Source organism: uncultured Kushneria sp. (assembly GCF_947497025.1).
Lineage (GTDB): Bacteria > Pseudomonadota > Gammaproteobacteria > Pseudomonadales > Halomonadaceae > Kushneria.
Genome location: NZ_CANMFC010000001.1, coordinates 312,318 through 325,455, shown reverse-complemented (window position 1 = coordinate 325,455; position 13,138 = coordinate 312,318). Strand labels below are relative to the sequence as shown.

The 13,138-nt window shown below is 58.3% G+C and carries 12 protein-coding genes and 2 pseudogenes; 4 read left to right on the top strand and 10 right to left on the bottom strand.

The features are described from left to right. The first annotated feature begins 10 nt into the window (after window positions 1–10). The 4 genes from Q0931_RS01535 (at window position 11) to Q0931_RS01520 (ending at window position 2,489) form a co-directional block, all read left to right on the top strand. Window positions 11–433, top strand: coding sequence for a hypothetical protein (locus Q0931_RS01535; protein WP_299256565.1), 423 nt, complete (start codon window positions 11–13; stop codon window positions 431–433). Between the two features lie 96 nt (window positions 434–529). Beyond that, the gene (gene fabG, locus Q0931_RS01530; RefSeq protein WP_299256563.1) at window positions 530–1,252 is read left to right on the top strand and encodes a 3-oxoacyl-ACP reductase FabG; all 723 of its coding nucleotides are present in this window, start codon (window positions 530–532) and stop codon (window positions 1,250–1,252) included. Window positions 1,253–1,337: 85 nt separating this feature from the next. Then, window positions 1,338–1,937 carry a class I SAM-dependent methyltransferase gene (locus Q0931_RS01525; RefSeq protein WP_299256561.1) on the top strand — a complete coding sequence of 200 codons (600 nt, stop codon included), beginning with the start codon at window positions 1,338–1,340 and terminating at the stop codon, window positions 1,935–1,937. 84 nt (window positions 1,938–2,021) lie between these two features. Next, window positions 2,022–2,489, top strand: a complete 468-nt coding sequence (locus Q0931_RS01520) for an excinuclease ATPase subunit (protein WP_299256559.1) — start codon at window positions 2,022–2,024, stop codon at window positions 2,487–2,489. 78 nt (window positions 2,490–2,567) lie between these two features. Here the strand turns inward: Q0931_RS01520 and Q0931_RS01515 are convergent, their stop codons facing one another. From Q0931_RS01515 to Q0931_RS01470, 10 genes and pseudogenes are all read right to left on the bottom strand, one after another. Next, window positions 2,568–3,434 carry a universal stress protein gene (locus Q0931_RS01515; RefSeq protein WP_299256557.1) on the bottom strand — a complete coding sequence of 289 codons (867 nt, stop codon included), beginning with the start codon at window positions 3,432–3,434 and terminating at the stop codon, window positions 2,568–2,570. An 85-nt stretch (window positions 3,435–3,519) separates the two neighbouring features. Further along, window positions 3,520–5,019 carry a SulP family inorganic anion transporter gene (locus Q0931_RS01510; protein WP_299256555.1) on the bottom strand — a complete coding sequence of 500 codons (1,500 nt, stop codon included), beginning with the start codon at window positions 5,017–5,019 and terminating at the stop codon, window positions 3,520–3,522. 117 nt (window positions 5,020–5,136) lie between these two features. After that, window positions 5,137–5,682: an MFS transporter gene (locus Q0931_RS01505; RefSeq protein ID WP_299256553.1), complete on the bottom strand. Its 546-nt coding sequence runs from the start codon at window positions 5,680–5,682 to the stop codon at window positions 5,137–5,139. Window positions 5,683–5,844: 162 nt separating this feature from the next. Continuing rightward, complete coding sequence (locus tag Q0931_RS01500; RefSeq protein ID WP_299256552.1) at window positions 5,845–6,354, bottom strand: MFS transporter; 510 nt, start codon at window positions 6,352–6,354, stop codon at window positions 5,845–5,847. A 28-nt stretch (window positions 6,355–6,382) separates the two neighbouring features. After that, a pseudogene (gene cfa / locus Q0931_RS01495) lies at window positions 6,383–7,525 on the bottom strand (cyclopropane fatty acyl phospholipid synthase). Window positions 7,526–7,626: 101 nt separating this feature from the next. Next, window positions 7,627–8,493 carry a universal stress protein gene (locus Q0931_RS01490; protein ID WP_299256550.1) on the bottom strand — a complete coding sequence of 289 codons (867 nt, stop codon included), beginning with the start codon at window positions 8,491–8,493 and terminating at the stop codon, window positions 7,627–7,629. An 11-nt stretch (window positions 8,494–8,504) separates the two neighbouring features. Then, window positions 8,505–10,000 (bottom strand): annotated as a pseudogene (locus Q0931_RS01485) (SulP family inorganic anion transporter). Window positions 10,001–11,016: 1,016 nt separating this feature from the next. Further along, window positions 11,017–11,655, bottom strand: coding sequence for a YceI family protein (locus tag Q0931_RS01480; RefSeq protein WP_299256548.1), 639 nt, complete (start codon window positions 11,653–11,655; stop codon window positions 11,017–11,019). 93 nt (window positions 11,656–11,748) lie between these two features. Continuing rightward, window positions 11,749–12,504: a slipin family protein gene (locus Q0931_RS01475; RefSeq protein ID WP_299256546.1), complete on the bottom strand. Its 756-nt coding sequence runs from the start codon at window positions 12,502–12,504 to the stop codon at window positions 11,749–11,751. A gap of 29 nt (window positions 12,505–12,533) precedes the next feature. Then, window positions 12,534–13,112 (bottom strand): NfeD family protein, encoded by a 579-nt coding sequence (locus Q0931_RS01470; protein WP_299256544.1) that lies wholly within the window; start codon window positions 13,110–13,112, stop codon window positions 12,534–12,536. Between the last annotated feature and the right edge of the window lie 26 nt (window positions 13,113–13,138).

The window sequence follows — 13,138 nt, the reverse complement described above, 5'->3', positions numbered from 1 at the left end:
GTGGCCTCCCGTGGCCTCCCTGGTCCCGCACCAGGGGCCGATGTGTCTGCTCGATCACGTGATCGATGCCAATGACCGACACATCGTGGTGGCCGTGACCCCGTCACCCGAGGATCTTTTTGCCGACACCCGGGGCATTCCGGTGCAGGTGGCGCTGGAGTGGATGGCGCAGGCCTCGGCGGCCTGGTCGACCCTGCAGCCCCGCGAAGGCGGTACGCCCCGCCAAGGCATGTTGCTGGGCGCTCGACGCTTCGAGGCCCGGGTTGACCACCTGACATTTGATCAGCCGCTGGAAGTCAGGGTCAGCGTGGACACCCTCGCCGACAGCGGTCTGGGCACCTTTGATGGTGTGCTCTACCGACCCGGCGAAAATCCCGAGCATGGCTGGCTGGCCAGGGCGACGCTGAGCGTTTTGCAGACGACCGCCGGGTAATGCCGGCGATTCCCCGGGGCCTGCAACCTGTTGCCCACGATCATTCTCAACCACTACGCCCAATGACGATTCCCTACCACGCGATCGGAAAATGACATGTCACAGACCATCCTGATTACCGGCGCCAGTCGCGGCATCGGCCGGGCGGCCGCCCTGCGACTGGCCCGCGACGGCTTTGATATCGTCGTGCACTACCGCCACAGCGAGGCGCAGGCACGCGCCGTGGCGGACGAGATTACCTTCATGGGTCAAAAGGCGCGGCTATTGCAGTTCGATGTCGGCGCACGCGACGAGGCCCGCGCATGCCTTGAGGCCGATATCGCCGAGCACGGGGCCTACCATGGCGTGGTGCTCAATGCCGGTTTTCATCAGGACGCCCCCTTTCCCGGCATGTCTGATGAACAGTGGGACAGCGTGCTCAATGTCGATCTGGGCGGGTTCTATAACGTGCTCAGGCCGCTGGTCATGCCCATGATTCAGCGTCGAAAGCCCGGACGCATCGTGGTGCTCTCCTCCGCCGCCGGCGTGATCGGCAATCGTGGGCAGGTCAACTATGGCGCTGCCAAGGGTGGACTGATTGCGGCCAGCAAGTCACTGGCGCTGGAACTGGCCAAACGAAACATCACGGTGAACTGTATTGCCCCCGGATGGGTCAATACCGACATGACCGACAATATCGATGTGGACATCAAAAAGGTCGTGCCCATGCAGCGCATGGGGGAAGCCGAGGAGGTCGCGGGTGTCATCAGCTTCTTATGCTCCGACGACAGCAGCTACGTGACCCGCCAGGTGATTGCTGTCAACGGCGGACTGTTCTGATTGCGCTTTTTCAGGCCGGCATCAGGCAGATCGACGCCGTCACGTGTTTTGTAAAGGATAACGACAATAACGAAAAGGATGACGCATGACGTTCAAGGCAGCGCTGTATGGCTGGACCGCCACGACCCTTCGCACGCTGGATCACTACGGTGTGCGGCTGCGCTATCCTTACCGTGATCGCATCATGTTTGAGAACCGCATCCTGCCGGCCATCGCCAGTGACAGGAGCATTCGGCGCGTTCTGATGGTGGGTTGCGGCTGGTATACCCATCACTATCCGTCACTGCTGGGCGACGCCGAGGTCACGACCATCGATCTGGACGCCGCCAAACGCCCCTTTGGCGGTGACAGCCATATCGTGGGCAATCTGACAACGCTGAATGATCATATCCCTCATGAGGGTCTCGACGCCATTTTGTGCAATGGGGTACTGGGCTGGGGCCTCAATGAACAGGCCGACGTCGAGCAGGCCTTTGCCGCCTGCGTAGACTGTCTGCGCCCGGGAGGGCTGCTGCTTCTGGGGTGGAACGATCAGCCGCCCTATAACCGGGTCGGCCCCGAGGATATCCCGGCGCTTGCACAGCTTGAGCCTGTCAGGGTGCCAGGACTTGACGCACACCGGGTCGTGGCGCTGCCGCGAAACCAGCACTGTTTTCAGGCCTTTCGCAAACCACTTTCAGGTTGAGGCCCGCGCTGCGGTCTTTCGCAAACGTGTGTGAAAGGCTACATTGTGCACCCTGCCTTTTTGATACCTCCCGGAGGACGTTCGATGACCTTCCACCTGCCCTTTAAAGTCTCCATGGCCGCCGCCATGACGGGCGCCCTGATCATGCTGGCCACGGCAGGCCCTGCACAGGCACGTAACACCTTTCTGATGCAGCCACTGGCCGAGGTCATGACTCAGCCCGAAGCGCAGGAAAAGCTCGATCCCTCGATCCGGCTCTATTTTGCCGACCAGCAGCACCCAGCCATTCAGACACGCCGCGGCGGCTTCTATAGTGCCAATAAGGTGCGTGCTGCCCTGCGCACCGATGCCGAATCCTGCCGTCTGGCCGCACTTCAGTCGCTTCTGGCACTGCAGGATCGCGCCCGGCAGGTCGGTGCCAATGCCATCGTTAATATCACCAGCTATTACGAGCAGCGTGCCAATCCGGACAGCCAGCGCTATGAGTGCCATGCCGGTAATGTCGTGACGGAAGCCGCCTTCAAGGGCGATATGGTCACGCTGGAGCAGTAAGTCCGCACAGTGATAGTGATGTGATCAAAAAAGGGGAACCCGAGAGGGTTCCCCTTTTTGCTGGTGGTCATTGCCTGATCAACGCATCAGGAGAATGGCACTCGGCATGGCTTCCAGCAGCTTGTGGGTGGTGCTGCCCATCAAAAAGCGGCGCAGCGAGCTGTGACCGTAGGCGCCCATGGCCACAAGGTCGACTTCCTGCTCGCGGGCATAGGCCGGCAGCTTGCGTCCGGCATCGCCCTCAAGCGTCACGGGCTTCACATCAAGGCCGGCCGCGCCGAGCAGTTCGGCACCGCGCTCGGCAGGCTGCGAATTGGCGGGTTCACTGACATGCACCACGTGCGTTTCAAGCCCTTCAAGCCAGCCCCATTTCACCAGCCGCGAGAGCTGTTCGAGGCCGCGATCGCTGCCATCAAAGGCGACCATGGCACGGGCCGGCACCTGAAAGCGTGCCGGGGCGATCAACATGGGAACGTCCAGGTGCTGCGCCAGATCCTCCAGATGCGCACCCAGCGACATATCCTCGTCGCCCTGATGGTGATGATTCTGGCTGTGCTGATGGCCACAACGTCCCAGCACCAGCAGGTCTTCGCTGTTGCACTGTTCGCGCAGGGTGGGTGCCAGCGCACCGTGGCGCTGCTGAACCTGCGGCGTCAACATCTCGTCCGTCAGACGCGCTCTGAGCGTCTCCAGCATCTGGCGCCCTTCTTCACGCGCCTGACGAATGATTCGTCCTTCTTCTTCGGTTATCTCTTCCAGCAGTCGCTCACGGGTACCCAGCCCGATCTGGCCTGAATAATCCTCGTGTGTGATGGTCTTTTGTTCCAATACATGCAAAAGACACAGGGGCGCCTTGATCTGTCGCGCCGCCCAGGCCGCATAGTCCCCGATGGCGCTGTCAGCGCGCGCCTGGTCATCGAAGCAGGCAATGATGGTTCTGCTCATGAGAATCTCCGAAAACACGTCTCGTTGTTCGAGTGTGGCTTGTCCCGGACGCAGATGTCGCCGCCCGGGAGCATGACGATGACGCTCAGTGACCGCCCGGCTCTATAATGCCATCGGTCTTGTCATGTACCCCAAAGCGGTCGACCATGGTCTGACTGGCCTCATTGAGACCGATCACCTCGACATCGATCCCCTCTCGACGAAACTTCATGACAATCCGGTCCAGCACCTCGACCGCCGTGATATCCCAGAAATGGGCATGCGTCACATTGATGCAGACCCGATCCACACCTTCCTTGACGTCAAAGGCATCGGCAAAGCGGGTGGTCGAGGCGAAAAAGACCTGCCCGCGCACATGATAGTCACGCTGCTGCACGCCGTCCTGCTCGGCAAGCACACTATCGATCTGCAGGATACGGCCGATCTTGTTGGCAAAGAAAAGCGCTGCCAGCAGTACGCCCACCAGTACGCCCATCGCCAGGTTATGGGTCGACACGGTGACGGCCACGGTGGCCAGCATGACGATATTGGTCGTCAACGGCTTTTTGGGCAGATCACGAATCGAGCCCCAGTCAAAGGTGCCGATCGAAACCATGACCATGACCGCGACCAGCGCCGCCATCGGGATCTGTGCCACCCAGGGCCCCAGAAAGACCACCATGATCAGAAGGCCGACGCCGGCCGTCATGGTGGAAAGCCGGGTCCGACCGCCGGACTTCACGTTGATGACCGTCTGGCCGATCATGCCGCAACCGGCCATGCCGCCCAGAAAACCGGTCGCCACGTTGGCAATGCCCTGCCCGCGGCACTCACGATTCTTGTCACTGGGCGTGTCGGTCAGATCATCCACGATCGTGGCGGTCATCATTGACTCCAGCAGCCCGACGACAGAAAGCGTCAGTGCATAGGGAAAGATGATCAAAAGCGTCTCGAGATTGAGCGGGATGTCGGGAATCAGAAACACCGGCAGACTGTCGGGCAGGCTGCCCATGTCACCCACGGTGCGCACATCAAGCCCGAAGATCATCCCCACAGCCGTCATCAGCACGATGCAGACCATTGGCGAAGGAATGACCTTGCCGATCTTCGGCACATATGGGAAGAGATAAATGATGGCCAGCCCGCCCAGCATGATGGCGTAGACTGTCAGCGTGGCATTGGCACCGGTGATTTCCGGCAGCTGCGCCATGAAAATCAAAATGGCCAGTGCGTTGACAAACCCGGTCACGACCGAGCGAGACACGAAGCGCATCAGGCTGCCGAGTTTCAACACGCCCCAGAGAATCTGCAAAAGCCCGGTCAGAATGGTCGCGGCAAAAAGATACTCAAGGCCGTGATCGCGCACCAGCGTCACCATCAACAGTGCCATGGCCCCGGTCGCGGCCGAAATCATCGCTGGCCGCCCGCCGGTAATCGAGATGACGACTGCCATCGAAAATGACGCATAAAGCCCGACCTGGGGATCAACGCCTGCGATGATCGAAAAGGCAATCGCCTCCGGAATCAGTGCCAGCGCCACCACCAGTCCTGACAACACGTCAGGACGGATATTGGAAAACCAGTTTTCCTTGATTGAACCTCGCATGCGACTTCCTGTTGTAAAACAATATGGCCATAGAGCGCGTATGCCACGTCTATATTTTCGGGCGTGATTATCAGGGAAACAGGGCCGTTATGCTTCCCTTTTATCATTGGTCATGGTTCATTTGGCCTCCCGGCCGGCTTCCCGTCGTCGCACTTCACGCAGGGGCGCCAGCGCCAATAACCATGCCAGAACCACCAGTCCAACCATCATCAGCATGATGACAAAAAAGGGTATTTGCAGGCCGATCAACGCCCCAAAAAGCGCCGGGGCAATGCCTGAAGCAAATACCATGGCCGCCACCAGGGTGGAGCGCACCCGGGCCAGATGCTCGGCACCCCAGAGCCGCACCAGCAGACTGGTATTGACCGGCTCCTGCATGCCCACGACCAGCCCGGCGCACACCATGTAGGCCACAATACCGGCGTTGCCCTGCCACCAGACGGCCAGAATGAGCCCCAGACCCAGCGGCAGCAGATAAGGACGCCCCATGCCCCCGGCACCAAATCGGTCGACCCAGCGCCCGCCCAATAACGCGCCCGGGAAGCGCGCCGCCGCCGCCCCGATCAACCCCAGGGCGTAGGTCGCCGTACTGGCGCCAAACTCACTGGTCATCTGTGCCTGGTAGACAAAAACACCGGTATTAATGATAGAGATGGACAGCATCAATAGACTGAGCTGCCAGAAACGACGCTCCCGCAGTGGACTCGGACCCCTGGCATTTGCATTGCCTTTGGCGTCGCGCGCTGCCCTGTCTGCTGCCGGCCAGTGTGGCGAACGCAGCAATAGCGGCAGCCACAGTATTAAAAGCCCTGCAAGCAACCCCCACTAGAGTTCGCGCCAGGTGACGATCACCAGCAGGGCAGCGGCCGCCGAAGGCAGGATGGCTTCCCCCACTGGAATGCCCAGCGTGACCAGTCCCAGCGCCTTGCCTCTGGCGTGACTGAAGGCCTTGCCTGTTACGGTGGTGCCCAGATGAGTAAACAGCCCCTGACCACACAGTCGCACCAGCCCCAGCCCGATAATCCCCAGCGCCGCCCAGGGCGATAGCGTCATCAGCACGATCCCCAGACTCATGCCTGCCACTACCAGCGCGCCAAAAAAGCGTGGCGCGACCCAGTCAAGTGCCGGGCCGGCGAAGTAGATCAAAAAACCGGCCGCCAAGGTGACCACTGAATACCAGAGGCCAAACTGACCCGAGGTCAGCTGGTAGTGCTCGGCAAAGGGGGCCTGAAACAGACCAATAAAGAAGGTCTGTCCCAGATTGCCGGAAAACAGTGCCAGAAACCCCAATAACAGTAGTCCGGCATGCTGCTTGAGCAGCTGAGGATAGCTCACGGTCTTTTCCTGTCATGTTTCATGGGCATCAGGTAATACGACGATAGCCATCCCTGACCCCCTCTTTCGAAAACACCCACTGCCAGAGCTGAATATCGCGTACCCGAAAGGCGGCGGCGCAGGAGAGCAGGTAGTATCGTCACATACGATAGAATCGGGTATCAAAGCGATCCTTGAAAAGCGGCCATGAAGCTTCGAAGTTGTTGTGCCAGGCCATCAGCGTTTTATCGTAATCCGCACCGAAATTATGCAGATCTTCGGTCACGAAAAGCTCTTCGGCTGCATCGCCGATCTGGCCAATGGCAGGCAGATCACCATTGGGAAAAATGTAGCGATCGATCCACGGATCAGGCGTACTTTCACGCACATTTTTACCAATGGTATGCAGTAGAAAAAGCCCATCGTCCTTCAGACAGCGATGGGCGACTTCCATGAACTCACGATGGTTCTTGCGTCCGACGTGTTCAAACATGCCAATACTGACCACCGCATCAAAGCGCTCATGAATCTCGCGATAGTCCTGCAGCCGAAACTCGATGGGCAACGCTGCGGCCATGAGCGTGCGACCATAATCCGCCTGCTCTTTTGAAATCGTCAGACCAACGCACTCCACGCCATAGTGCTCGGCGGCATAGGCCATGAAACTTCCCCATCCGCAGCCAATATCCAGTACGCGCATACCCGACTTGAGGTTCAGCTTGCGACAGACCAGATCAAGCTTGGCCTCCTGCGCCTCATCCAGTGTTGCGGCCTCTTTCCAGTAGCCACAGGTATAGGTCATGCGGCGATCCAGCATGGCCGCATAAAAGTCATTGCCCAGATCATAATGGGACTCACCCACCTGCCAGGCCCGGCGCACACTCTGCAGGTTGGTCATTCTGGCCCGCAGGGCATGTATCATGAGCTTGCCGGGCCTTACCTTCTCATCAAGATGCGCACTCAACAGCCTGTCGAAAAACACATCCAGTGCGGGCACGTCCCACAACCCCTCCATGTAGGTTTCGCCAAGGCCCAGATTGCCTTCGGCAAATACCCGCTTGAAGACGTCATTGTCGTGAACCTGCATATCCCATTCACGACTGCCATTGATCTGAATATCGGCCTGTGCCAGTAAATTTCGGGCACAGCTTTCCATCCCGTTGTCCCTTGAACGGCTTTGCGAATTCACCAGAGATTTCACTGCTTGATTCCTTGTTCCTGAAAGGCCTCTGACAGGGCGCCTGCGAGAGGGTCTGATACCCCCTCCCGCAGGGCCGGTTTAGCGCGATGGTTTCAGCGCAGCAGCAACAGCGGCAGATGGGTGGTCTGCATCATTTTCGTCGTGGTACTGCCGGAGAAGAGATAGTGGATTCTGGAGTGGCCATAGGCGCCCATGGCAATCATGTCGATATCATTGTCATCGGCGTAATCCTCAAGCGTCCGAGCGACCTCGCCATGACGCACGGCCGTGACGACCGATACGCTGGCGGCCTTCAGAATCTCCTCCGCCCACTGAAGTGCCTGCTCGGCCTCCTGCTGATCATCACCGACCATCACCACATGGCACTCAAGCCGTGAGACCAGCTTGCTATTGGCCAGCGTCTCAATCCCCCGGCGCGCCACATCACTGTTATCAAACGCCATCATCAGGCGCCGGGGCTCGACAAATTCAGGACCCACGGTCACCAGTACAGGTTTGTGCAGCGTTCTGACCACCCGCTCCAGATTACTGCCCAGGTGTTCCTTGTCATTGTCCTGCTCGGAGGCCCGGCCCTGCTTGCCCAGCACCAGCAGCCCGATATCGTCTTCGATCTCGCTCAACGCCCCCACCAGGCGGCCATGACGCTGCCGGGTGTGAACATCCGTGGCCCCGTGCGTCTGAGCACGCTCCCGGTACTCTTCAAGCAGCATTTTGCCGTGCTCGAGGGCCAGCCGGCTGCGCTTTTCATCCAGTGACGTCAGCTCCTCCATCAGGGCTTCTCGCCCTCCCAGGCTGAGTCGACCACTGTAATCAGCGTCGGCCTGAGAAGCCCCCTTTTTGCTGAGCATGTGTACCAGAGTGATAGGCGCGGCCATTTCTCTGGCCGCCCATGTCGCGTAGTCACAAACGGCGTGCGATAGCCGTGACCCGTCAATACAGGCCATGATCTGATTTGTCATGATGACGCTCCTTAGTGTCCGCCCATCAGTTTTTCTGCCGCTACCGGGTCGTCATGCACCGCAAAACGGTCTACCAGCGTAGCACTGGCTTCATTGAGCCCCTCAAGCGATACCTCGGTCCCTTCGCGGCGCAGCTTGATAATCACGCGATCAAGCGCTTCCACCGCCGTGGTGCCCCACAGATGCGCCCGATGCAGGTCGATACGCACGATAGAGGGCGCTTCACGAAAATCGAAGGCGTTGGAAAACCGGGTGGTCGAGGCAAAAAACAGCTGGCCAATGACGTGATACTCATGGATATCGCCATCGTTGAGCACGCGACGATCAATATGCAGCAGCTGACCGGCCTTGTTGGCAAAGAACAGCGCACTCAGCAGCACGCCGGCAATCACCCCAATGGCCAGATTATGGGTCGCGACCACAATGACTACGGTGGCGATCATGACAATGTTGGTACTGACCGGCAGCGTCTTGAGCGTTTTGATCGACTCCCAGCTAAAGGTGCCGATGGACACCATGATCATGACGGCGACCAGCGCGGCCATGGGAATCTGTGCCACCCAGGGACCCAGAAAGACCACCATGATCAGCAGCCCACACCGGCGATCAGCGTGGAGAGACGGGTACGGCCGCCGGATTTGGTATTGATCACGGTCTGACCAATCATCGCGCAGCCCGCCATGCCGCCAAAGAAACCGGCCACGATATTGGAGTAGCCCTGGCCGCGGCATTCACGGTTCTTGTCGCTGGGCGTATCGGTCAGATCGTCCACGATGGTGGCCGTCATCATCGATTCCAGCAGGCCTACCAGCATGACCATCAGGGCATAGGGAAAGATGATCGCCAGGGTTTCGAAATTCAGCGGAATATCGGGAATCAAAAAGACCGGCAGGCTGTCAGGCAGCTCGCCCATATCACCCACGGTGCGCACATCAAAGCCAATGATCATGGACGCCGCCGTCAGCACGACAATACAGACCATGGGGGAAGGAATGGATTTACCAATGACCGGAATATAGGGAAACAGGTAAATGATCCCCAGACCCGCGGCCGTGAGCGCAAAGACCAGTGGGCGCGCATTATCGCCGGTCAATTCCGGTAATTGCGCCATGAAGATCAAAATGGCAAGTGCGTTGACGAAGCCCGTGACCACCGGGCGCGCGACAAAGCGCATCAGCTCGCCCAGCTTCAGATAGCCGGCAATAATCTGAAACACACCGGTCAGAATGGTCGCTGCCAGCAGATATTCAAGGCCATGTTCACGGACCAGCGTCACCATCAATAGTGCCGTGGCACCCGTGGCGGCTGAAATCATGCCCGGTCGCCCACCGGCAAAGGCTGACACTACGGCAATACAAAAGGAGGCATACAGCCCGACCTTTGGATCCACCCCTGCAATGATCGAGAAGGCAATCGCCTCCGGAATCAACGCCAGGGCGACAACGATCCCGGCCAGGCCATCGTTTTTGACATTGGAAAACCAGGTTTCCCTTATTGAACCTATCATGCGCTCCTTTCCTTTTTACGGTTGAAAAATTCAGAGAGCCACAGACGTCACTGCACAGCAGGCATGACACCGCCGCACCGAAAGAGCTCGATAAAGCTGCCGAGTTCAGGTGCAGCATGTCATGGGTGCCATACTCTTCGGCTCCCTTGCCGTTGAGGTGCAGGACACCGGGCTTTTAATCCATTCATGGCTGAAAGCAGACACGACACAAGGGCCATGGCAGCTGAGGTCAGCTTGATCACGCGTTACAACAATTGACGGAAAATTGACGCCGGAGACGTCACGACACAGACACTCGTGCGAGTGCGCCGCTCAGTGGGAGCGGTATAACCCTGAAAGGCTCAGGGCGGCGTAATACGCCAGATAGTCGTGACAGGCATCGAGATCATTATCTTGACCAAAGGTCTGATGATTTAATGGAGCGAATTCTAGCAGACAGCGACCCACTCTGCATTCCAGGACAACACCCTGGTTGCGCGGTGGCCGGTACAACATTCGCGTCACAATCCTTTTCAAGGGCACGAGAACCGTCATCAATCTCGATGGTTAACTGATCGACATGGTCCATCATGGCCACTCTCCTATTCAGCGCAGTCAATACACCTTGTGACGGTCGAAAATAGTGTCGAACCCTGCTCGACAGCATATATATGTACTTTTTTACTCGGAGGATTTGACGCCGGAAACGTCACGACAAAGGCACTCGGGCGAGTGCGCCACTCAATGGGAGCGGTGTAACCCTGAAGGCTCAGGGCGGCGGCATGCGCCAGAAAGTCGTGACAGGCATCGAGATCATGGGATCAAACGGAATCCAGGTTCGTTGATACAACATAGTCCAGCAATCCGGACTTTGACCTGCACCCTCACCTCATGTCGAATTTTCATCCCGCAGGCCTATATCTGAAATGGCCGCCTTCAGGCCTGCAAAACATGGTTAAAAAAAGAGCCGTGATCGGCAGGGATCACGGCTCTTGAGGCCAGGGCGCAGCGTATATCACGCCCTGTCAGTGCAGCAGTTACTGACTCTTCTCGGGCACGAACTCGGCCTCGATCTGAAGCGTGACTTCATCGCTGATGCCCTGCTTGTTATCTTCGGGCATCAGATAGTTGATGGCGAAGTCGCTGCGCTTGATCGTGGCTTCGCCGTTGAAACCGATATGATATTTCTCGTCGAAGGGATAGACCGCACCACGATTGAACTCGGCTTCAATCTCGACCGGATGGGTCTGACCGTTGAGGGCCAGATTACCGGTGATCGTGGCCTCGTCATCACCATCAATCTCGATGCTGGTGGAGGTAAAGGTGGCCGTGGCATGCTCGGCGCTGTTGAAGAAATTTTCGCCCTGCAAATGCTCACTCAGATCGCTGCCGGTCAGCACCTTGTTCAGCGGAATCTCGATTTTCAGATTGCTGTCGGCGGGGTCTTCACCCAGTCTGAGCGAGCCGGACAGATCGACAAACTGGCCTTCATAGTTTGAAAAGCCGTAATGATCCACGCCCCATGTGATCTTGGAATGCAGCGGATCAATCGTGTAATTGCCGGCCGGTACATCGTTGATGTTGTCGGTCTCGGGCTGCTGCTGACCGGCCATGGCCGGTGCGATGCTCAGCATTCCCGCCAGTACGGCAGCACTCAATGCGGTCTTTTTTTGCACGTGGCACTCTCCATTATGATTCTTGCTATAGCATGTTTAGCATAGATTAAATCACCGCCATCTGCTTAACCATGTCTTACCCGACGTCACGCTTCAATCCCCGGAATGACCGCGCATCTGTTCAAAGATTTTGGTGATCTCCAGGGGCAGCGGAAACACGATGGTCGAGGCATTCTTGTTGCTCATGTCGCTCATGGTCTGCAGATAGCGAAGCTGCAAGGCAGCCGGATTTCTCGACATGATGTCGGCGGCTTCCACCAGTTTCTCCGAAGCCTGCATCTCCCCTTCGGCAGCGATGATCTTGGCCCGGCGCTCACGTTCGGCCTCCGCCTGGCGGGCAATGGCCCGCACCATGTCCTCGCTGATATCGACCTGTTTGATCTCGACATTGGAGACCTTGATGCCCCAGGCCTCGGTCTGCTGATCGAGAATCACCTGGATGTCATCGTTGAGGCGGTCACGCTCGGAGAGCATCTCATCAAGGTCATGCTTGCCCAGCACCGAGCGCAGCGTGGTCTGCGCAATCTGGCTGGTGGCCATGCCGTAATTTTCGATCTGGATAATGGCGCGCTCGGGGTCCACCACCTTGAAATAAACCACCGCGTTGACCCGTACCGTCACGTTATCCCGGGAGATCACGTCCTGGCCCGGCACATCAAGGGTCACGGTGCGCAGATCCACGATGTCCATCTTCTGAATGACGGGAATGATGAAAAAGAGCCCCGGCCCTTTCACACCCTGAAAGCGCCCCAGAAAAAACACCACCCCGCGCTTGTATTCGGGGAGCACCTTTACCGAAGCGGCAAGAATAAAAACAATGACAACAATGGGAATCAGATAGGTCAGCATGCGAGATCTCCTGACAGGGCCTGGTAGGATTATTTGTGCGTTGAGGGTGCGCCATCCATGGTGGAAACCGCCTCGTGTTCCAGTATCAGCACGAGGCCGTGTACGTCGTTGACGAGGCGGCGCTCCCCTTCTGCCATGGGTGTGGCGCTGTGCGCCTGCCACCGCTCGCCCTGCACGCGAACATAGCCGTGATACTCATTCTGATGATGTTCGGTAAAATGACGCGTGGCTTCGGCCACCGCGCCGATGACCTCCTCACGTCCGCCCATTGGCGTGATACGTCGAAAGCGCAAAAAACGCATGACGACCCACAGCAAAAAGGCGCCGATCAGCAGCGCCGTGGCAATGACCAGTCCCATCCCCATGGCGCTATCTCCCCCCGGCAGCAAACCTGCGTTGACCATCATCGAGGCGCCGACGACAAAGACCAGAAGGCCCAGCAGCCCCACCACCCCGAAGGTCGGCGTCACGGCCTCGATGCCGATCAATAAAAGCCCCAGCAGCAGGATCAGGACCCCATCTTCGACGGCCAGCGGCGTCGCCGCCCAGGCAGGCAATGCCACCAGTGAGAGCGAAAGAAATATCAGAATGCGGGATGAAGATTTCATCAGACCTCCCGGCAGGCGCGCTGCAT

Bases quoted from the DNA above. Each gene is read 5' to 3' on its own strand.
- fabG (WP_299256563.1), top strand. From the start codon at position 530: ATGTCACAGACCATCCTGATTACCGGCGCCAGTCGCGGCATCGGCCGG.
- Q0931_RS01525 (WP_299256561.1), top strand. From the start codon at position 1,338: ATGACGTTCAAGGCAGCGCTGTATGGCTGGACCGCCACGACCCTTCGC.
- Q0931_RS01520 (WP_299256559.1), top strand. From the start codon at position 2,022: ATGACCTTCCACCTGCCCTTTAAAGTCTCCATGGCCGCCGCCATGACG.
- Q0931_RS01515 (WP_299256557.1), bottom strand. From the start codon at position 3,434: ATGAGCAGAACCATCATTGCCTGCTTCGATGACCAGGCGCGCGCTGAC.
- Q0931_RS01510 (WP_299256555.1), bottom strand. From the start codon at position 5,019: ATGCGAGGTTCAATCAAGGAAAACTGGTTTTCCAATATCCGTCCTGAC.
- Q0931_RS01505 (WP_299256553.1), bottom strand. From the start codon at position 5,682: ATGCTGTCCATCTCTATCATTAATACCGGTGTTTTTGTCTACCAGGCA.
- Q0931_RS01490 (WP_299256550.1), bottom strand. From the start codon at position 8,493: ATGACAAATCAGATCATGGCCTGTATTGACGGGTCACGGCTATCGCAC.
- Q0931_RS01475 (WP_299256546.1), bottom strand. From the start codon at position 12,504: ATGCTGACCTATCTGATTCCCATTGTTGTCATTGTTTTTATTCTTGCC.
- Q0931_RS01470 (WP_299256544.1), bottom strand. From the start codon at position 13,112: ATGAAATCTTCATCCCGCATTCTGATATTTCTTTCGCTCTCACTGGTG.